We start from the raw sequence: 18,395 nt of genomic DNA on the forward strand, positions 1-18,395 counted from the left end.
GATCAGGCGTTAGAATAGCGCTCGGTTTCCGGCATCCAGCGCTCAATTAACGCTGCCGCCTGTTCGGGGTAGCGTTCATGAATATGGCGTGCGAGGCGCTGAACTTCCGGGATCATGGCCTGATCGCGCAGCAAATCCGCCACCTTAAATTCGGCATTTCCCGTCTGACGCGTGCCCAGCAATTCGCCCGGGCCGCGTATCTCAAGGTCTTTTTGTGCAATCACAAAACCGTCGTTGCTGTCACGCAGCACCTGCAAACGCATCTGGGCAGTTTTTGAGAGCGGCGCTTTATAGAGCAGCACGCAGTGGGAGGCCACTGCGCCACGCCCAACGCGCCCACGCAGCTGGTGGAGCTGAGCAAGGCCAAGACGCTCCGGGTTTTCGATGATCATCAGGCTGGAGTTGGGGACGTCGACGCCCACTTCAATAACCGTCGTCGCGACCAGTAAATGCAGCTCACCCTGTTTGAACGCCTGCATCACCGCCTGTTTTTCGGCAGGCTTCATGCGCCCGTGAACCAGACCCACGTTTAGCTCCGGCAGCGCCAGCTTTAGCTCTTCCCACGTTGCTTCAGCAGCCTGCGCTTCAAGCAGTTCTGACTCTTCAATCAGGGTGCAGACCCAATAGGCCTGACGCCCTTCGTGGGTACAGGCGTTGCGCACGCGGTCGATGATATCGCTGCGGCGCGTATCCGGTATGGCGACCGTCGTGACCGGCGTACGCCCCGGCGGCAGTTCATCGATGGTGGAGGTATCCAGATCGGCATAGGCGGTCATCGCCAGGGTGCGCGGGATTGGCGTGGCGGTCATGATCAGCTGATGCGGATGGAAGCCCTGCTGCAGCCCTTTTTCCCACAGCGCCAGACGTTGATGCACGCCGAAGCGGTGCTGTTCGTCGATAATCACCAGCGCAAGGCCGTTAAACTGTACCTGCTCCTGGAAGATAGCGTGTGTGCCGACAATCATCTGCACCTGGCCGCTGGCGATGGCGTCCTGCTGCGCAAGACGCGCTTTGCCTTTTTGCTTCCCGGCAAGCCAGCCTACCTCAATCCCGAGCGGCGCGAACCAGGCGCGGAAATTATTGGCGTGCTGTTCAGCCAGCAGCTCAGTCGGCGCCATCAGCGCCACCTGTTTACCGTGGGCAATCGCGCGCAGTGCTGCCAGGGCGGCAACCAGCGTTTTACCGGACCCGACGTCGCCCTGCACCAGGCGCATCATCGGCACGTCGAGGGCCATATCGCGTTCAATCTCGGCCGTTACGCGCGCTTGAGCGCCGGTCGGCTTAAACGGCAGAGTGGCCAGCAGCTTATCTTTGAGCGCATCATTCTGGCTTAACGGCTGAGCGTGGAAACGCTGCGCGCCTGCGCGAAGCGCCAGCATGCTCAGGTTATGTGCCAGTAATTCCTCAAGGATAAGACGCCGTTGTGCGGGATGTTTGCCGCTTTCTAAATCGCTGAGCTGTAATGTGGGTGGTGGACGATGCAGTGTGCGCAATGCCTCGGGCAGGCTCATCATGCCCTGTGCCAGCTCGGGGGCAGAAGTTCGGTAATCGCGCAGGTATCCAGCAGCTCCAGCGCCTGATCGGTGAGTTTACGCAGCGTTGCCTGCTTAATGCCTTCAGTCGTCGGGTAAACCGGCGTAAGCGTCTCCTGCAGTTCCGGTGTGCTGAGGTCGCCCTGCACGCGGTACTCCGGGTGGATCATCTCTGCGCCGTATTTACCGCGTTTGGCTTCGCCATAGGCCAGCACTCGGCGGCCTGTCGCCAGGCTGTTTTTCATCGCTGCGCTGAAGTTGAAAAAACGCATGGTGAGAATGCCGGTACCGTCGCTGATCTGACAGGTCATCATCCGGCGTCCACCAAACGTGATGTTGCAGTTCAGGACTTCGCCTTCAACGGTGGCGTAAATGGCAGGCAGCAGATCGCCAATTTTGTAGAGCTGAGTGCGGTCTTCGTAACGCAGAGGGAGGTGCAGGAGGAGATCCTGCACGGTATGCAGGCCAATTTTTGCCAGCTTACTGCTTTGCGCCGCGCCCACGCCCGTCAGGCTATTGAGCGGAATGGCATCCAGCAGGCGGCCTTTCATCAGTTACCCGGCGTACTGCATGGTGGACCACCACTCGGCATCGGCTTCAATTTCGCCCTGCGCGTTGACGTGGGGGTAAGGCAATTTTTTCTGCTTCGCGACGCGAGCCAGCACCGGATAACCGCCTTCAAATAGCAGGCGCTGCTGTTCCTCTTCAGGCAGCATACTGTTGCTGCGCTCGTACATTCCGGCGTTCTGGCGCTGGCGCTGCGCTTCATACAGAATCAGCGCAGAGGCAACCGACACGTTCAGAGACTGAACCATACCGATCATCGGGATGATGATGTCCTGATCTGCCAGATCCAGCGCTTCCTGGGTGATCCCGGTTTTCTCCTGCCCCATCAAAATGCAGGTTGGGCGGGTGTAGTCGATCTCGCGGAAATCTACAGCTTTAGCAGAAAGGTGAGTCGCAAGAACCTGCATACCGCGGCCTTTCAGGTGCGATACGGCTTCACCAATCGTCTGATGCGTTTTGACGGATACCCAGCTGTTGCTGCCTGCGGCAGCAGACACCATGTTTCGCATGCGGGTGCCCGGCCAGACGGCGTGCACTTCATGTACGCCGACGGCGTCTGCGGTACGAACGATAGCAGAGACGTTATGAGGCTTATGAACCTGCTCCATGCAGACCGTCAGGTCAGGCTGACGCCTGGCGAGCATTTCGCAGATACGTGTATAACGTTGTGAATTCATAAACCTAGTTTCGGTTTCGGGTAACTTTAATCACGTCCGGCATGACGCGGATCTTGCGCATAATATTCGCCAGATGCACGCGGTCGCGGGCGGTCAGACGAATAAAGGCGCTATAAACGCGGCCGTCTTTTTCTTCCGTATTCAGGCTCTGAATGTTGGACGAGGCCGTGTTGATCGCTGCCGTCAGGTTTGCCAGGGCGCCCTGGTGATTGAACATATCCACCTTAATTTCGGTGATAAATTCCTGCGCCGTCTCTTTGTCCCACTCGACCGCCATAAACTTCTCGGCTTCTTTCTGGTAGCCGCGAATGTTACGACAGGATTCATGGTGGATAACCAGCCCTTTGCCGGGGCTGACGTGCGCAATAATCGGGTCACCTGGGATTGGACGGCAACATTTCGCGAAGGTGATCAGCACCCCGTCCGCGCCTTTGATTGGCAGATGAGCGTGGCCGGATGCGCCTGGAGCAGAAGGTATCGCTTCGCCCTGCTGCAGGTTTTTCGCCACCACGACGCTCATGGCGTTACCGAGACCAATTTCCGCCAGCAGATCGTCCAGAGACGTGAGCTTCATGCGGTCGAGTTCGCGCTGGATATGCTCTGGTGGAATTTCAGCCAGCTTACGGCTACCACCCAGCGCGTGGTTGAGCAGACGGCGTCCCAGGCTGACGGAGTCGTCGCGCTTGAGGTTTTTCAGCAACTGGCGGATTTTGGCGCGCGCTTTGGAGCTCACCACAAAGTTCAGCCAGGCCGCGTTCGGACGTGCGCCCGGTGCGGTAATAATTTCTACCGTCTGGCCGCTGGAGAGCGGCTGAGACAGCGGGTAAGGCTGTCTGTCGACGCGTGCGCCCACGCAGGCATGCCCGATATCGGTATGTACTGCGTAAGCAAAGTCGACCGGCGTTGCGCCCGCAGGCAGTTCGACAATGCGACCTTCTGGGGTGAAAACGTAAATCTCATCCGGGAAGAGATCGGATTTCACGCTCTCGATAAATTCAAAGGAGCTACCCGCACTCTGCTGCAGTTCCAGCAGGCTCTGCATCCAGCGTTGGGCGCGGATCTGTGCAGTCGTGCTGCTTTCGCCACCGTGCTCTTTATACGCCCAGTGCGCGGCGACACCCATCTCTGCCATCTGGTCCATGTCTTCGGTGCGGATCTGCACTTCGACAGGCACGCCGTGTGGACCGATCATCGAGGTATGCAAAGATTGATAGCCGTTCGCTTTTGGAATGGCGATGTAATCTTTCATGCGCCCCGGACGCGGTTTGTAGAGGCTGTGCATCTGCCCCAGCACGCGATAGCAGGTATCGGCATCGTGGACGATCACGCGGAACGCGTAAATATCCATGATCGAGTGAAAACGCTGCTCTTTGAGCACCATTTTGCAGTAAATCGAGTACAGATGTTTCTCGCGACCGCTGACGCGGCACGGAATGCCCGCTTCCTGTAAACGCCCTTCAATTTCCGAGAGGATCTTTTGAATCATCTCTTTACGGTTACCGCGTGCGGCTTTCACCACCTCTTTAATGACGCGATAGCGGTTCGGGTATAACGCTTCAAAACCCAGCTCTTCCAGCTCGGTTTTAATGTGGTGAATACCTAAACGGTGCGCCAGCGGACTGTAAATTTCCAGGGTTTCACGAGCAATGCGGCGACGCTTGTCCGGGCGAAGTGAGCCCAGCGTGCGCATGTTGTGGGTACGGTCAGCGAGTTTGATGAGAATGACGCGGATATCCTGCACCATCGCCATAATCATCTTGCGGAAGTTTTCGGCTTGCGCCTCTTTCTTGTCGCGGAATTTCAGCTTATCAAGCTTAGAGACCCCTTCCACCAGTTCGGCAACGCTTTTGCCAAACAGCTGTTCCATATCCTGGTAGGTGGCAGGGGTATCTTCGATCACGTCATGCAGCAGAGCAGCCATCAGCGTTTCGTAGTCGAGTTTCATCTCGGCCAGAATGCAGGCTACCGCAACAGGGTGCGTGATATAGGGTTCACCGCTTGAACGTGTCTGGCCCTCGTGAGCGTCACGTGCAACGAGATACGCCTGCTGAAGACGCTTAATCTGGTCTTCAGGCAGGTAGGTTTGAATCAGTTGATTCAGGCTTTCAAACAGATACAAGGGCGACCCGCAGGTTTAATTAACGACGACCTTCAGCAATGGCGGTTACGGCCTGCAGTTCTGCGGCTTCCTGCTCTTGCTGCTCCTGGCGCTCACGCACGTCGAGGATCTGGTTGTTGATCAGACCTTCTTCGATTTCGCGAAGTGCAATAACGGTGGTTTTATCGTTTTCTTCCGGTACCAGCGGATCTTTACCGCCTACCTGCATCTGACGAGCGCGACGCGCGGCGACCAGTACCAGGTCAAAACGGTTACCAATTTTCTCTACAGCGTCCTGAACAGTTACGCGTGCCATACTTAAAATGCTCCACAGGTGAAGAAATGACTGGGCATGATACTGAAAGTGGGTTCAGTCTGCCAACAGTTTGGTGATTAATGCGTCATGTCGCTGCTTCTGGCGGCTCATACGCAGACGTTCTGCGCGAAGGATGGTTTTGAGATCGCTCAGCGCGGCATCAAAATCATCATTCACAATAAGGTAATCATATTCCGCGTAATGGCTCATTTCTGCAACTGCCTGGGCCATACGCTTTGCAATCACGTCTTCGCTGTCCTGACCGCGGCCACGCAGACGGCGATCCAGCTCATCTTTCGATGGCGGTAAAATAAAGATACTGCGTGACTCCGGCATTTTCTTGCGAATTTGCTGTGCGCCCTGCCAGTCGATATCCAGGAAGACATTCACGCCCGTGGCCAGAACCTGCTCAATGGTTTCACGCGAGGTACCGTAGTAGTTACCAAACACTTCAGCGTGTTCAAGGAACGCATCCCTGGCGATCATCGCTCTGAACTCGTCGTGATCCACAAAGAAATAGTGTTCACCGTGCACTTCACCCGGACGCGGCTGACGCGTGGTGTGAGAAACAGATACCTGTGTGTCGTACAACGGTTGGGTTTTTAACAGTGCCTGAATAAGGCTGGATTTACCCGCGCCACTAGGGGCAGAAACAATATAAAGCGTGCCTTGAGCCATGAGAGTCTTTTGTATGTGTTAGCGAAGAAGTCCTACATACGGGCTTATTATACACGTCGGCGCAGTGTGACGTAGCCTTTGTCACACTTTTTCCCCTGGATTATTGAATTTTGCGTACCGTTTTCAGGTTTTACCCGCGGTTTGCTGCAATAAAAATGAATACTGGATAGCGTCTCGCATGATGAGAAGTTGCTATTAGCCATGTTTCTCACGTCAGGTTATACCTCCGGCATTGCAAAGGAGGGGTAGCGATGTGGCGATGGATAAGTGGGTTAATGCTGTTGTGGTGTGGTTATGGGGCGGCGGTGTGTCCGGTGTGGTCACAGGCTAAAGCCGGAAAAGAGATTGCATCCTTAAGCGCACAGATCAAACGCTGGGATGAAGCCTACTGGAAGCAGGGCGTCAGCGAGGTCAACGACGAGGTATACGACCAGCTCAACGGACGCTTAGCCCAGTGGCAGCGCTGTTTTGGCCATGATCTCTCAGAGAACACCTTACCTGCGCTGACGGGAAGCGTAAAACATCCTGTTGCCCATACGGGGGTGCATAAGGCCGCCAGCAAAGAAGCGCTAGGTCAGTGGATGCGAGGCCAGAAAAATCTCTGGATGCAGCCAAAAGTCGACGGCGTGGCGGTGACGCTGGTGTATCGCAACGGAAAGCTCGCCCAGGCTATCAGTCGCGGTAATGGGTTAAAAGGTGAGGACTGGACCGCTCGCGTGCGTTTGATTCCGTCAGTGCCTAAAGAGGTATCCGGCGCGCTGGCAAACAGCGTCCTGCAGGGGGAGCTTTTCTGGATGCGCGAGAATCATATTCAGCGGCAGATGGGCGGAATGAATGCACGCGCAAAAGTGGCGGGGGCGATGATGCGGCAGAACGACGGTGCGCTTCTGAACCAGACAGGAATATTTATCTGGGCCTGGCCGGATGGTCCGAAAGAGATGGAAAGTATGCTTTCTGCGCTGTCCGGAGCAGGGTTTTCCCTGACGGCGTCCTATACCTTGCCCACCCGAACGGTTGATGAAGTTGAAAAGCAGCGTTTGGCCTGGCAAAACACAGCATTACCCTTTGCCACGGATGGCATTGTGGTTCGGTCCGCGGAGTCGCCTTCAGGGGAGCGCTGGCTGCCTGGCGAAGGCAACTGGGTCATGGCGTGGAAATATCCGCCAGTTGCGCAGGTTGCTGAGGTCAGGGATATTCATTTTTCAGTTGGGCGTACGGGTAAAATTTCCGTCGTGGCGGCGCTGGAGCCGGTGCAACTGGATGATAAACAGGTACAGCGGGTGAGCCTGGGGTCGGTTGGACGCTGGCAGAGGCTGGATATTGCCCCTGGCAATCAGATCCAGGTGAGCCTTGCCGGACAAGGTATCCCACGGTTTGATAAGGTTATCTGGCGAGGGACGGACAGACAAAAACCAGAACCACCGGCCTCGCGTTTTCACTCCCTGAGCTGTTTTTATGCTTCGCCAGAGTGTATGGAACAGTTCTTCGCCCGGTTGACGTGGCTCAGTTCTAAGCAGGTATTCAACATTGAAGGATTAGGCGAGTCAGGCTGGCGAACACTCTGGCAGGCGCATCGTTTTGAACATCTCTTCTCATGGCTGCTCTTAACGCAGGCGCAGCTCCAGTCTACGCAGGGGTTTTCTCCAGCGCGGGGGCTGGCGCTCTGGCATCGCTTCAACCTGGTACGTGAACAACCTTTTATCCACTGGATGATGGCGTTGGGTGCGCCATTGCCACAAGCCTCGCTGAAGGCGTTGGGGGATATGTCATGGCAACAGATGCGTGAACGCAGCGCAAAGGCGTGGCAGGCCTTGCCGGGTACGGGGGAAGAGAGGACGCGGCAGATCGTGAGCTGGATAAATGCACCAGAGATTGATGTGCTGGTCCGGTGGCTTGCCCGGCAGCACATCAACGGTTTCTGAGATCAGTGTACGCCGTGCTTATAGTGAAACACGGGCAGTCCCAGCTTCAGACGCAGCGCCAGCATGCGGGCCGTAAAGCCAAACAGCAGCGTAGAGATAACCACCACATCATGGTTAGAAACATAGTGCTGCAGGGCGATGTAGAGCACCGCTGCGGCAAAGGAAATGCCGGCATACAGCTCTTTTTGAAAGACCAGGGGAATGCGTTTGCAGAACATATCGCGCAGTACGCCGCCAAACACCCCTGTGACCACAGCAGCAATCGTGGCGATAACCGGCCCTTCACCCATATCGAGCGCGATCTGTGCACCGATGATAGAAAAGACAATCAGCCCCAGCGCATCCAGCACCAGAAACAGGCGGCGCAGATGGGGCATAACGGGTGCCACAATGGTGGTTAATACGGCGGCTGTTGCCACGATAATCACATACTCAGGGTGTTTAACCCAGCCGAGAGGGTAATGGCCAAGCAGGATATCGCGCACGGATCCGCCGCCCAGCGCGGTCGCGGTGGCAATAATGATCACGCCGAAGGTGTCCATGCGGCGTCGTCCGGCTGCAAGTGCGCCGGTCATGGCTTCTGCGGTGATACCAATAAGATAAAGAGTGTGAAGCAGCATATACCCTCCGGTCAGAACGCGGGCAGGTTAGCGATTTGTGCGCAAGATCACGATTGAGATTTTCTAAGGTGAATCCCTTTGCGCTATAAAAATTTATTCATTTCCCTTAAAGGGGCCTGATAAATGGAGGTAAGGAAGGAGAGTGGGTGGAAATTCGGATTAAAAATACTAATGGGTGGTGTCCAGCGGACACCACCTGAAAGCGATTACTCGATGTTCTGGATTTGCTCGCGCATCTGCTCAATCAGCACCTTCAGCTCGATCGCTGAGTTGGTTACTTCAGCATTGATCGACTTAGATGCCAGGGTGTTCGACTCGCGGTTGAACTCCTGCATCATAAAGTCGAGGCGGCGGCCTACCGCTTCCTTCTTCTTCAGGATGTTGTAGGTCTCTTTCACGTGTGCTTCCAGACGATCCAGCTCTTCGGCAACGTCAATACGCTGCGCCATCAGCACCAGCTCTTGTTCCAGACGGGTGTTTTCCAGCTGAACTTCCGCTTCTTCCAGTTTGGCTACCAGACGCTCGCGCTGCCATTGCAGCACTTCCGGCATATGGGTGCGGACTTTTGCCACTTCGGCGCTTACGCCTTCAAGACGCTGCTCAATCATCGCTTTCAGCGCCTGGCCTTCGGTTTCGCGGGCCACGATAAAGTCATCCAGGGTACCGTCGAGGGCGGCAAGGATTTCGGCGGCGATGGCATCCAGATCCTGCTCACCGGCAGCCATGACGCCAGGCCAGCGCAGAATATCAACCGGGTTGATTTCGCCTTCATCACTTTGCATTTTGACCCAGTTCGCCGCATTCACGAGCTGTTTAGCCAGTTTTTCATTCAGGATCAGTTCGCCTTGCGCACTGGCATCAGGCTCAAAACGCAGGTTACATTCCACTTTACCGCGCGTCAGACGAGTACGGATGCGCTCGCGTACAACGGGCTCGAGGCTGCGGAACTGCTCCGGCATACGGAAATATGTTTCCAGATAGCGCTGGTTTACCGAGCGCATTTCCCAGGTAGCGCTACCCCAGCTACCCTTGATTTCACGCCGGGCGTAGGCGGTCATACTGCGGATCATAGACATTCCCGTTTTTAAAGGAGAGATGGGGGGATTATAGCTTTCGGGGGCTTCTCAGGATAGGAATAAGCGTCCTTTATCCGTATAATGCGCAGCCACATTCGTTTCAAGCCGGAGAATCCATCATGCGTCCATCAGGTCGTAGCGCCAATCAGGTGCGTCCCGTCACCCTGACCCGTAACTATACAAAACACGCTGAAGGTTCCGTGCTGGTTGAGTTTGGTGACACCAAAGTACTGTGCACCGCGTCCATCGAAGAAGGTGTTCCGCGTTTCCTGAAAGGCCAGGGCCAGGGCTGGATCACCGCAGAATACGGCATGCTGCCGCGCGCGACTCACACCCGTAACGCCCGTGAAGCGGCGAAGGGTAAGCAGGGTGGCCGTACCATGGAAATTCAGCGTCTGATCGCGCGGGCGCTACGCGCCGCTGTGGACCTGAAAACTCTCGGTGAATTCACGATTACGCTCGACTGCGACGTGATTCAGGCTGATGGCGGCACGCGTACCGCGTCCATTACCGGTGCCTGTGTGGCGCTGGCCGATGCCCTGAACAAACTGGTTGCAGCCGGTAAGCTGAAAACCAACCCAATGAAAGGCATGGTTGCGGCGGTTTCCGTGGGTATCGTTAACGGTGAAGCGCTGTGCGATCTGGAATACGTCGAAGATTCCGCCGCCGAGACCGACATGAACGTAGTGATGACCGAAGACGGTCGCATCATTGAGGTACAGGGCACGGCGGAAGGCGAGCCGTTCACCCATGAAGAACTTCTTACCCTGCTGGCTCTGGCCCGAGGGGGAATCGAATCTATTGTCACGTCGCAGAAAGCGGCGTTAGAAAATTGATTTTAAAGGCGACCAATGAGTCGCCTTTTTTTTGCCTGCAAGACAGAAACCAAAGGAGCGAATCCATGAAATCGTATCAGCGCCAGTTTATTGAGTTTGCGATTAATAAACAGGTCCTTAAGTTTGGCGAGTTTACGCTGAAATCCGGTCGTAAGAGCCCTTATTTCTTTAACGCCGGGCTGTTTAATACCGGGCGCGATCTGGCGCTGTTGGGTCGTTTCTATGCCGAAGCGCTGATGGATTCCGGAATTGATTTTGACCTGCTTTTTGGCCCGGCCTACAAAGGCATTCCGATTGCGACCACCACCGCAGTAGCGCTGGCGGAACATCACGATCGCGACGTGCCGTACTGCTTTAACCGTAAAGAGGCTAAAACCCACGGTGAAGGCGGTAACCTGGTCGGCAGTGCACTGCAGGGCCGCGTGATGCTGGTGGACGATGTGATCACCGCAGGCACTGCGATTCGTGAATCGATGGAGATTATCCAGGCTCACGGCGCGACGCTGGCTGGCGTACTGATTTCTCTGGATCGTCAGGAGCGTGGTCGCGGCGATATCTCTGCTATCCAGGAAGTTGAGCGTGATTACGGCTGCAAAGTGACCTCTATCATTACCCTGAAAGAGCTGATTGCGTATCTGGAAGAGAAGCCTGAGATGGCGGACCATCTGGCTGCGGTGCGTGCATATCGCGAAGAGTTTGGCGTGTAGCTGAATTGCCCGGTGGCGCTACCGCTTACCGGGCCTACATCACCCGCAGGCCGGATAAGGCGAAGCCGTCATCCGGCACCGGAGTTATTGCAACTGAGCGGCGACGAGCGGCCAGCGGGCGTCAAAATCGTCCGTTGGACGGTATTTAAATTCGCTACGGACAAAGCGTGAGAGCATACCTTCACAAAACGCTAAGATCTGGCTTGCCAGCAATGTCTCATCCATCGTGTATCCTTCGCCTTCACGCATTTTCTTCTCGCGTAGTACCTGGCGCAGCTGCGCTTCAATACGTTCGAAAAGCTGATTAATGCGGCCCTGTAGCCTGTCCTGCTCAAACATCAGCGCGTGGCCAGTGAGGATACGGGTCAAGCCCGGGTTACGTTCACCAAAGCCCAGAATTAACAGCACAATCAGACGCAGACGCGCGGTGGTGTCTTTTTCGTCTTTCAGAATCAGGTTGATGCGTGTGATCAGGCTGTCTTCAATAAACTCAATCAGGCTGTCGAACATCCTGGTTTTGCTGGGGAAATGACGGTATAGCGCCGCCTCAGACACGCCTACAGAGGCGGCCAGTTTAGCGGTGGTGATGCGTTGACTGCCATCGCTGGATTCAAGCATCAGAGCCAGAGATTGAAGTATTTCTTCGCGACGATTCCTTTTCGCGGTTTGTTTTTCTGCCATGTTACAAAATACCCCTGAAAATAAGCACTTGCCAGGCTGGCATCCACACAGCGACCGCAAACGGACGTTTGCGGTTTGTTATTGCATTATGGCGCTGTGAGATACGTGTTTGTTGGGCGTTTATTTGCGCCCGGAATGGCCGAAGCCGCCTTCGCCACGGTCGGTGGCGTCAAAATCTGCCACCAGGTTAAATTCTGCCTGAACCACCGGCACAAAGACCATCTGCGCGATACGCTCGCCCGGTTCAATGGTGAAGCTGTCCTGACCACGGTTCCAGACGGAAACCATCAGTTGACCCTGATAGTCGGAGTCGATCAGGCCAACCAGGTTGCCCAGCACAACGCCATGCTTATGGCCAAGGCCAGAGCGTGGCAGGATGACTGCCGCCAGAGACGGGTCAGCAATGTGAATGGCCAGGCCCGTCGGGATCAGGGTGGTGGCACCCGGAGCCAGTTCTACGGCGTCGTCGAGACAGGCGCGCAGGTCAAGTCCGGCAGAGCCGGAGGTGGCATAGGTTGGCAGCGGGAATTGCTCGCCAACACGCGGGTCCAGAATCTTAACGTCGATTTTTTTCATCATAACGGGTAACGATCTCGTCCAGTAATTGTTGGCCCAGGAGTTCCTTGCGCTCAAGCGGTAAGATTTTATCTCCATCCTGCCAGAAAAGGTGCAGTGCGTTGCTGTCGCTGTTAAATCCTTGCGTGGCCAGCGATACATCGTTCGCGCAGATTAAATCGAGGTTTTTGCGCGTACGTTTTTGCCGAGCATATTCTTCCACATTATTCGTTTCTGCGGCAAACCCAACAACGTAGGGACGATGGTTTTTTAGTGCGGCGACGCCGGCAACAATGTCCGGGTTTTTCACCATTTTTAGCGTTAATTCATCGCCTTGCTTTTTGATTTTCGCATCAGAGATGGTCTCAGCGCGGTAGTCTGCCACGGCCGCACAACCGATGAAAATCTGCTGGCGTTGCGCATGAGCCTGCACGGCGGCTTCCATCTCCAGGGCGGTGGTGACGTTAATGCGCTGCACAAAAGGCGGCGTAGGCAACGAGACCGGACCGCTTACCAGCGTGACGTTGGCGCCGCGTTTTGCGGCAGCGGCGGCAATGGCAAAACCCATTTTGCCGGAACTGTGGTTAGTGATGTAACGCACCGGGTCCAGCGGCTCGCGCGTAGGGCCCGCGGTAATCATGATGTTGAGATGTTGCAGATCGTTGACAGGCGAGAAATGGGCGGCGGCCATGTCGACAATCGTCAGTGGGTCAAGCATGCGGCCCGGGCCCACATCGCCGCAGGCCTGGCTGCCGCTGTCCGGACCCCAGATAAGCAGGCCGCGTGACGCCAGCATCTCCAGATTATGCTGGGTGGCCGCGTTACGGTACATCTGCTGGTTCATCGCAGGCACAACGGCGACCGGGGCAGGTGTAGCGAGGCATATGGTTGAAACCAAATCGTTCGCCATACCGGCCGCCACTCGGGCAATCAAATCAGCCGTGGCAGGGGCAAGAATCACAAGATCTGCCCACTTCCCAAGCTCAATGTGGCCCATTGCGGCTTCGGCGGCCGGGTCGAGCAGGCTGTCAGATACCGGGTACCCTGACACGGCCTGCAGGCTCAGGGGAGTGATAAAGGCTTTGCCGCCTTCGGTTATCGCGACCCGCACATCCGCCCCGCGCTCGCGCAGACGACGCACCAGCTCCGGCGCTTTATAGGCAGCAATACCGCCGCTTACGCCAAGAACGATTTTTTTACCGGCCAGGCTCATCATGATTCTTTCCTGTTGGGTTTCACCAGAGAGCGGGCATTTTATCACAATCCCCTGAGCGCGGTGATTTTGTCCTTAGCTCACTTTGCGAGGCGCTACGCAAGAACGATACGAGGCCGTCGAGTGCCTGACTGGCCTGTGGCAGCATGTGGGTAAAAAGGGAGAAAGAGCATGGAAGAAGAGGATGAACTGCTGCTGCCGCGCGAAAAGTTGCTGCGCAACGGCGTCACCCCATTAACAGACGATGAGCTGCTGGCGCTCTTTTTGCGTACCGGGACCCCGGGGAAAACGGTCTTTACGCTGGCAAAAGAGCTGATCGCTCATTTCGGTTCACTGTATGGCTTGCTGACCGCCGACCTGGCGCAGTTTAAGCACATTGGCGGGATCGGCGTGGCGAAATATGCTCAGCTGAGGGCGATTGCCGAGCTGGCCCGCCGTTTTAACAATGTCCGCCTGGAGAAGGAGGCACCGATCCTGACGCCAGCGATGACGCGAGAATTCCTGCAAAGTCAGTTAACCGATGTTGAACGCGAGATCTTTATGGTGATCTTTCTCGACAACAGGAACCGGGTGCTGAAACACAGCCATCTTTTTTCGGGTACCCTGAACCATGTTGAGGTACATCCGCGTGAAATTGTGCGCGAAGCGATAAAAGTGAATGCAGCGGGCGTGATCCTCGCGCATAATCACCCCTCTGGCTGTGCAGAACCGAGCAGAGCTGACAAAGAAATGACCGAGCGCATTATCAAATGCTGTCAATTCATGGACATTCGTGTGCTGGATCATCTGATAATTGGCCGCGGAGAGTACCTTTCTTTTGCCGAACATGGCTGGATTTAGGCTATTTCTGGCGATCCATCGGGATCTTTGTCTGTTCGGGACTTGAGCACACCGCCGAGTCAGCGTATACTACGCCACCTTTGAGAATCTCGGGTTTGGCATTTGGGCCTGGCAATCGAGAGTTCACTTAGAACTATGCGATGACCGGGCTGTAAAGCCTGACGAGGCGCCGATACCCCATACGAAGCTCGAGCTAATTTGATTTTTGGAGAATAGACATGTCCCGAGTCTGCCAAGTTACTGGCAAGCGTCCGGTGACCGGTAACAACCGTTCCCACGCACTGAACGCGACTAAACGCCGTTTCCTGCCGAACCTGCACTCTCACCGTTTCTGGGTTGAGAGCGAGAAGCGTTTTGTCACCCTGCGTGTATCTGCTAAAGGTATGCGTGTAATTGATAAGAAAGGCATCGATACAGTTCTGTCTGAACTGCGTGCCCGTGGCGAAAAGTACTAAGTACTTAAAGAGGAAATAAATCATGGCTAAAGGTATTCGCGAGAAAATCAAGCTGGTTTCTTCTGCTGGTACAGGTCACTTCTACACCACCACGAAGAACAAACGTACTAAGCCGGAAAAACTGGAACTGAAAAAATTCGATCCAGTTGTACGCCAGCACGTACTGTACAAAGAAGCTAAAATCAAATAATTTTAGCCTCCTTGTATTGAAAAACCCCGCAAATGCGGGGTTTTTTGCATTCTGCATCTCAACGGAGGAACCATGCCTGAATTACCTGAGGTAGAGACCAGCCGCCGCGGCATTGAGCCCCATCTGGTCGGCGCGACGATTCTTCATGCTGTCGTTCGCAATGGACGTCTGCGCTGGCCGGTGTCCGATGAGATCCACGCGTTAAGCGATAAACCCGTGCTTAGCGTGCAGCGCCGCGCGAAATACCTGCTGCTGGAGCTGCCTGACGGCTGGATTATCATCCATCTGGGGATGTCCGGGAGCCTGCGCATCCTTACTGAAGAACTGCCCGCGGAAAAGCACGACCACGTCGATCTGGTGATGAGCAACGGCAAAGTGCTGCGTTACACCGACCCACGGCGCTTTGGCGCGTGGCTGTGGACTAAAGAGCTGGACGGGCACAACGTGCTGGCGCATCTGGGCCCGGAGCCGCTCTCAGACGCGTTTAATGCGGAATACCTGAAAGCGAAGTGCGCGAAGAAGAAGAGCCCGATTAAGCCCTGGCTGATGGATAACAAGCTGGTGGTCGGCGTGGGGAATATCTATGCCAGCGAATCGCTGTTTGCCGCCGGGATCCATCCCGATCGGCTGGCCTCTTCACTGTCGGCTCAGGAGTGCGAGCTGCTGGTCAGAGTGATTAAAGCGGTATTGCTGCGCTCGATTGAGCAGGGCGGAACCACGCTGAAGGATTTCCTGCAAAGCGACGGCAAGCCGGGCTATTTTGCTCAGGAGCTGCAGGTGTATGGCCGTAAAGGCGAGCCATGCAGAGTCTGCGGAACGCCAGTTATTGCCACGAAGCACGCACAGCGCGCCACGTTCTACTGCCGTCAGTGTCAGAAATAGCGCTACTTTAGCTTTTCTTGCAACGCCTGGTGGACGTTTACCGGCAGGAAGTGGGTAACGTCCCCGTGATGGCGCGCCACCTCTTTCACCAGCGAAGAAGAGATAAACGACCACTCTTTGGACGGCATCAGGAATACGCTTTCCAGCTCCGGCATCAGGTGGCGGTTCATGTGCGCCAGCTGCATCTCATACTCGAAGTCTGCCACCGCGCGTAACCCGCGAATCAGGATGTTTGCCTGCTGGGCACGGGCGAAGTTTGCCATCAGGTCGCTGAAGCCCACCACCTCTACGTTCGGCAGGTGTGCAATCGCATCGCGGGCAAGCGCAACACGCTCGTCGAGGTCAAACATGGGTTTCTTGCTGGGACTGGCGGCAATCGCCAGAATCACCGTGTCGAACATGCACGCCGCACGGGTGATGATATCAAGATGACCGTTGGTGATCGGATCGAAGGTACCCGGATAAATCGCTTTTGTGCTCATGGCTCACGTTTTCTCTGAGTAGCCGCGGCAGAGCGCCCACAGCTCGGTGTATTTGTTAAAAGTATACTGAGCATTCACGACTGCCAGTAACCAGCCCTGTTTACCGTCCAGCACGCCGCCGCGCAGCAGCAGCGTTTTCAGAAACGCACCCAGCGTATGGGTAAAAATCCCGGTCAGCGTCGCCTTCTTGCCGCGCTGGTGGCGCTCCTGCGCCCATGCGGTCGCATAGTTGAGCTGTTTACGCTGGAAGCTGGCGAAATCCCGGCAGGTCAGATGCAGCAGGTCGCCGGATAAGGCAATCACCTGAGCGTTGTCGCAGGCCAGGGATTCATGCACCAGATTATCGTTGTACTGATAACGCTCGCGCTCATAGAGGCGCATTACGCGGTCTGGATACCAGCCGCTGTGGCGCATAAAACGGCCCAGGAAGTAGTTACGACGGGCAATGCTGTAGACCGCTCCAGGCTGTGGCGCGGCAAGCACGGTCTGAATGGCTTGCTGGAGTTCCGGGGTGACACGCTCGTCGGTGTCGATCATCAACACGTAATCACCGGTAGCATACTTTTGCGCGCGCTGGCGCTGGATGCCATAGCCTTGCCAGTCCGTATTGATAAAGACCTTTGCACCCGCTGCGCGGGCAACGTCCACCGTGTTGTCCGTGCTGCCGGAGTCAAGGACGACGATTTCGTCAGCCCAGGCGATCGAAGCCAGGCAGTCCGGAAGCAGGTCGGCGGCGTTTTTGGCGATCATCACGACCGACAGACGCGTTGACATTAGTGGCTCCGCTGAGGCAGATAAGGTTGCAGAAGCTGCAGAAGACGGGTGAGTGCGCCCTGGTTCTGATGCAGCACTTCGACGGCATGGCGACCGTACCACAGACGATAATCTTCGTCCGTCAGAAGGGTCGACACCTCTTTGACGACGGAGTCCGCGTCGGTCACGGTAATTAAACCATCGGCCTGCTGCAATTTGGCGCAGATATCTTTGAAGTTAAACGTGTGCGGACCCATCAGCACCGGAATGGCGTGCGCAGCTGGCTCGAGCGGGTTATGGCCGCCGCGTTCCACCAGGCTGCCGCCGACAAAGGCGAGGTCGGCAATGCCGTACAGCAACATCAGCTCGCCCATGGTATCGCCAATCACCACCTGGGTGCTGCCGGAAGGGATCTCACCGCTGCTGCGCAAGGTGAAGCTGAAGCCGCCTTTCTGCACCATTTCACGGGCATCTTTAAAACGCTCCGGATGGCGGGGAACGAGGATCAGCAGTAAATCAGGGAATTTTTCCAGCAGCTTGCGGTGCGCCTGCAGGATGATCTCTTCTTCGCCATCATGGGTACTGGTTGCAATCCAGACCTGACGACGCGGGGCCCACTGGCGACGCAGCGTGATCGCGCGGGCGGCGAGTTCAGGGGTAACAGAAATATCAAATTTCAGGCTGCCCGTTACCGCAAGCTGGTTGCGTTTCAGGCCCAGCGCGATAAAGCGTGCGGCATCTTCTTCATTCTGCGCGGCAATCAGGGTGATTTTGCTCAGGAGACGGCGCATAAATTTACCCAGCTTGCCGTAGCCTTTCGCTGAGCGCTCTGACAGGCGCGCGTTGGCAATCACCAGTGGAATTTTACGGGCATGCAGGGCGGAAATCATGTTCGGCCACAGTTCAGTTTCCATCACGATCACCAGTTTCGGGCGAACGGTATTCAGGAAACGATTCATGGCGCAGGGCAGATCGTAAGGGAGGTAGACGTGATGAACGTCTTTGCCAAAGGCGGATAACGCGCGCTCTGAGCCGGTTGGCGTCATCGTCGTGACGGTGATGGGCAGCGACGGGTAGCGGTGACGCAGGGCGCGAACCAACGGGATCGCTGCCAGCGTTTCACCAACAGAAACGGAATGCAGGAGAATACCGTCCGGGGCGACTTTATTGCGGCAAAAGCCATAGCGCTCAGCCCAGCGTTTACGGTACGCAGGCGCTTTACGGCTACGAAGCAACAGTCTCAGCCACACCAGTGGCTGAATGATGTAGAGCAGGGCGGTATACAACAATTCCAAGCGATTATCCGTTTTTTAGT

At 55.9% G+C, this 18,395-nt stretch carries 19 protein-coding genes and 1 pseudogene; 7 read left to right on the top strand and 13 right to left on the bottom strand.

What is annotated here, in order from left to right; all coding sequences use genetic code 11:
* Nucleotides 1-2: 2 nt before the first annotated feature.
* From recG to gmk, 5 genes and pseudogenes are all read right to left on the bottom strand, one after another.
* A pseudogene (recG, locus tag BFV64_RS00370) lies at nucleotides 3-2,083 on the bottom strand (ATP-dependent DNA helicase RecG).
* Nucleotides 2,084-2,086: 3 nt separating this feature from the next.
* Nucleotides 2,087-2,776 (bottom strand): tRNA (guanosine(18)-2'-O)-methyltransferase TrmH, encoded by a 690-nt coding sequence (trmH, locus tag BFV64_RS00375; protein ID WP_014881975.1) that lies wholly within the window; start codon nucleotides 2,774-2,776, stop codon nucleotides 2,087-2,089.
* Nucleotides 2,777-2,780: 4 nt separating this feature from the next.
* Nucleotides 2,781-4,895 carry a bifunctional GTP diphosphokinase/guanosine-3',5'-bis pyrophosphate 3'-pyrophosphohydrolase gene (gene spoT / locus BFV64_RS00380; protein WP_014881976.1) on the bottom strand — a complete coding sequence of 705 codons (2,115 nt, stop codon included), beginning with the start codon at nucleotides 4,893-4,895 and terminating at the stop codon, nucleotides 2,781-2,783.
* A 19-nt stretch (nucleotides 4,896-4,914) separates the two neighbouring features.
* Nucleotides 4,915-5,190: a DNA-directed RNA polymerase subunit omega gene (rpoZ, locus tag BFV64_RS00385; RefSeq protein WP_000135058.1), complete on the bottom strand. Its 276-nt coding sequence runs from the start codon at nucleotides 5,188-5,190 to the stop codon at nucleotides 4,915-4,917.
* 54 nt (nucleotides 5,191-5,244) lie between these two features.
* Nucleotides 5,245-5,868, bottom strand: coding sequence for a guanylate kinase (gene gmk / locus BFV64_RS00390; RefSeq protein ID WP_014881977.1), 624 nt, complete (start codon nucleotides 5,866-5,868; stop codon nucleotides 5,245-5,247).
* A 251-nt stretch (nucleotides 5,869-6,119) separates the two neighbouring features.
* On the opposite strand from gmk, the gene ligB reads away from it, so the two are divergent.
* On the top strand, nucleotides 6,120-7,790 hold the full coding sequence (gene ligB / locus BFV64_RS00395) for an NAD-dependent DNA ligase LigB (RefSeq protein WP_069601601.1): 1,671 nt from the start codon (nucleotides 6,120-6,122) through the stop codon (nucleotides 7,788-7,790).
* A 2-nt stretch (nucleotides 7,791-7,792) separates the two neighbouring features.
* Here the strand turns inward: ligB and BFV64_RS00400 are convergent, their stop codons facing one another.
* Both BFV64_RS00400 and BFV64_RS00405 read right to left on the bottom strand, forming a co-directional pair.
* A complete protein-coding gene (locus BFV64_RS00400) occupies nucleotides 7,793-8,410 on the bottom strand; it encodes a trimeric intracellular cation channel family protein (protein ID WP_023331717.1) in 618 nt (205 codons plus the stop codon).
* 206 nt (nucleotides 8,411-8,616) lie between these two features.
* On the bottom strand, nucleotides 8,617-9,480 hold the full coding sequence (locus tag BFV64_RS00405; protein ID WP_008502687.1) for a YicC/YloC family endoribonuclease: 864 nt from the start codon (nucleotides 9,478-9,480) through the stop codon (nucleotides 8,617-8,619).
* Nucleotides 9,481-9,605: 125 nt separating this feature from the next.
* On the opposite strand from BFV64_RS00405, the gene rph reads away from it, so the two are divergent.
* Nucleotides 9,606-10,322 carry a ribonuclease PH gene (rph, locus tag BFV64_RS00410; RefSeq protein ID WP_023331718.1) on the top strand — a complete coding sequence of 239 codons (717 nt, stop codon included), beginning with the start codon at nucleotides 9,606-9,608 and terminating at the stop codon, nucleotides 10,320-10,322.
* Nucleotides 10,323-10,387: 65 nt separating this feature from the next.
* The gene (gene pyrE, locus BFV64_RS00415; RefSeq protein WP_023331719.1) at nucleotides 10,388-11,029 is read left to right on the top strand and encodes an orotate phosphoribosyltransferase; all 642 of its coding nucleotides are present in this window, start codon (nucleotides 10,388-10,390) and stop codon (nucleotides 11,027-11,029) included.
* 84 nt (nucleotides 11,030-11,113) lie between these two features.
* Here the strand turns inward: pyrE and slmA are convergent, their stop codons facing one another.
* The 3 genes from slmA to coaBC all read right to left on the bottom strand — a co-directional run bounded on the left by slmA (nucleotide 11,114) and on the right by coaBC (nucleotide 13,478).
* Nucleotides 11,114-11,710, bottom strand: a complete 597-nt coding sequence (gene slmA, locus BFV64_RS00420; protein ID WP_014881982.1) for a nucleoid occlusion factor SlmA — start codon at nucleotides 11,708-11,710, stop codon at nucleotides 11,114-11,116.
* A 120-nt stretch (nucleotides 11,711-11,830) separates the two neighbouring features.
* Nucleotides 11,831-12,289, bottom strand: a complete 459-nt coding sequence (gene dut, locus BFV64_RS00425; RefSeq protein ID WP_015570042.1) for a dUTP diphosphatase — start codon at nucleotides 12,287-12,289, stop codon at nucleotides 11,831-11,833.
* Complete coding sequence (gene coaBC, locus BFV64_RS00430; RefSeq protein ID WP_127312421.1) at nucleotides 12,267-13,478, bottom strand: bifunctional phosphopantothenoylcysteine decarboxylase/phosphopantothenate--cysteine ligase CoaBC; 1,212 nt, start codon at nucleotides 13,476-13,478, stop codon at nucleotides 12,267-12,269. The genes dut and coaBC overlap by 23 nt, the downstream gene beginning before the upstream one ends.
* Before the next feature lie 171 nt (nucleotides 13,479-13,649).
* Between coaBC and radC the strand changes: the two genes are divergently transcribed.
* The 4 genes from radC (at nucleotide 13,650) to mutM (ending at nucleotide 15,845) form a co-directional block, all read left to right on the top strand.
* Nucleotides 13,650-14,318: a RadC family protein gene (gene radC / locus BFV64_RS00435; protein ID WP_014881984.1), complete on the top strand. Its 669-nt coding sequence runs from the start codon at nucleotides 13,650-13,652 to the stop codon at nucleotides 14,316-14,318.
* A gap of 218 nt (nucleotides 14,319-14,536) precedes the next feature.
* The gene (gene rpmB, locus BFV64_RS00440; protein ID WP_002436699.1) at nucleotides 14,537-14,773 is read left to right on the top strand and encodes a 50S ribosomal protein L28; all 237 of its coding nucleotides are present in this window, start codon (nucleotides 14,537-14,539) and stop codon (nucleotides 14,771-14,773) included.
* Nucleotides 14,774-14,795: 22 nt separating this feature from the next.
* Complete coding sequence (rpmG, locus tag BFV64_RS00445) at nucleotides 14,796-14,963, top strand: 50S ribosomal protein L33 (RefSeq protein ID WP_003024094.1); 168 nt, start codon at nucleotides 14,796-14,798, stop codon at nucleotides 14,961-14,963.
* Between the two features lie 72 nt (nucleotides 14,964-15,035).
* Nucleotides 15,036-15,845, top strand: a complete 810-nt coding sequence (gene mutM, locus BFV64_RS00450; protein ID WP_014881985.1) for a bifunctional DNA-formamidopyrimidine glycosylase/DNA-(apurinic or apyrimidinic site) lyase — start codon at nucleotides 15,036-15,038, stop codon at nucleotides 15,843-15,845.
* Between the two features lie 2 nt (nucleotides 15,846-15,847).
* On the opposite strand, the gene coaD is transcribed toward mutM, so the two are convergent.
* From coaD to waaA, 3 genes are read right to left on the bottom strand one after another with little or no spacing between them, the layout of a single operon-like run.
* Nucleotides 15,848-16,327 (bottom strand): pantetheine-phosphate adenylyltransferase, encoded by a 480-nt coding sequence (coaD, locus tag BFV64_RS00455; RefSeq protein WP_045134465.1) that lies wholly within the window; start codon nucleotides 16,325-16,327, stop codon nucleotides 15,848-15,850.
* A 3-nt stretch (nucleotides 16,328-16,330) separates the two neighbouring features.
* On the bottom strand, nucleotides 16,331-17,101 hold the full coding sequence (locus tag BFV64_RS00460; RefSeq protein WP_045134464.1) for a glycosyltransferase family 2 protein: 771 nt from the start codon (nucleotides 17,099-17,101) through the stop codon (nucleotides 16,331-16,333).
* Entirely contained in the window at nucleotides 17,101-18,375 is a 1,275-nt protein-coding gene (gene waaA / locus BFV64_RS00465; protein ID WP_014881988.1) for a lipid IV(A) 3-deoxy-D-manno-octulosonic acid transferase, read from the bottom strand. Before waaA ends, BFV64_RS00460 begins: the two co-directional genes overlap by 1 nt.
* Nucleotides 18,376-18,395 lie beyond the last annotated feature (20 nt).

Origin of the sequence: Enterobacter kobei, from assembly GCF_001729765.1 — a bacterium.
Lineage (GTDB): Bacteria > Pseudomonadota > Gammaproteobacteria > Enterobacterales > Enterobacteriaceae > Enterobacter > Enterobacter kobei.

What these genes read in the sequence shown, in the direction of transcription:
- trmH (WP_014881975.1), bottom strand. Translation starts at nt 2,776, where the DNA reads ATGAATTCACAACGTTATACACGTATCTGCGAAATGCTCGCCAGGCGT.
- rpoZ (WP_000135058.1), bottom strand. Translation starts at nt 5,190, where the DNA reads ATGGCACGCGTAACTGTTCAGGACGCTGTAGAGAAAATTGGTAACCGT.
- gmk (WP_014881977.1), bottom strand. Translation starts at nt 5,868, where the DNA reads ATGGCTCAAGGCACGCTTTATATTGTTTCTGCCCCTAGTGGCGCGGGT.
- ligB (WP_069601601.1), top strand. Translation starts at nt 6,120, where the DNA reads ATGTGGCGATGGATAAGTGGGTTAATGCTGTTGTGGTGTGGTTATGGG.
- BFV64_RS00400 (WP_023331717.1), bottom strand. Translation starts at nt 8,410, where the DNA reads ATGCTGCTTCACACTCTTTATCTTATTGGTATCACCGCAGAAGCCATG.
- BFV64_RS00405 (WP_008502687.1), bottom strand. Translation starts at nt 9,480, where the DNA reads ATGATCCGCAGTATGACCGCCTACGCCCGGCGTGAAATCAAGGGTAGC.
- rph (WP_023331718.1), top strand. Translation starts at nt 9,606, where the DNA reads ATGCGTCCATCAGGTCGTAGCGCCAATCAGGTGCGTCCCGTCACCCTG.
- pyrE (WP_023331719.1), top strand. Translation starts at nt 10,388, where the DNA reads ATGAAATCGTATCAGCGCCAGTTTATTGAGTTTGCGATTAATAAACAG.
- slmA (WP_014881982.1), bottom strand. Translation starts at nt 11,710, where the DNA reads ATGGCAGAAAAACAAACCGCGAAAAGGAATCGTCGCGAAGAAATACTT.
- dut (WP_015570042.1), bottom strand. Translation starts at nt 12,289, where the DNA reads ATGATGAAAAAAATCGACGTTAAGATTCTGGACCCGCGTGTTGGCGAG.
- coaBC (WP_127312421.1), bottom strand. Translation starts at nt 13,478, where the DNA reads ATGAGCCTGGCCGGTAAAAAAATCGTTCTTGGCGTAAGCGGCGGTATT.
- radC (WP_014881984.1), top strand. Translation starts at nt 13,650, where the DNA reads ATGGAAGAAGAGGATGAACTGCTGCTGCCGCGCGAAAAGTTGCTGCGC.
- rpmB (WP_002436699.1), top strand. Translation starts at nt 14,537, where the DNA reads ATGTCCCGAGTCTGCCAAGTTACTGGCAAGCGTCCGGTGACCGGTAAC.
- rpmG (WP_003024094.1), top strand. Translation starts at nt 14,796, where the DNA reads ATGGCTAAAGGTATTCGCGAGAAAATCAAGCTGGTTTCTTCTGCTGGT.
- mutM (WP_014881985.1), top strand. Translation starts at nt 15,036, where the DNA reads ATGCCTGAATTACCTGAGGTAGAGACCAGCCGCCGCGGCATTGAGCCC.
- coaD (WP_045134465.1), bottom strand. Translation starts at nt 16,327, where the DNA reads ATGAGCACAAAAGCGATTTATCCGGGTACCTTCGATCCGATCACCAAC.
- BFV64_RS00460 (WP_045134464.1), bottom strand. Translation starts at nt 17,101, where the DNA reads ATGTCAACGCGTCTGTCGGTCGTGATGATCGCCAAAAACGCCGCCGAC.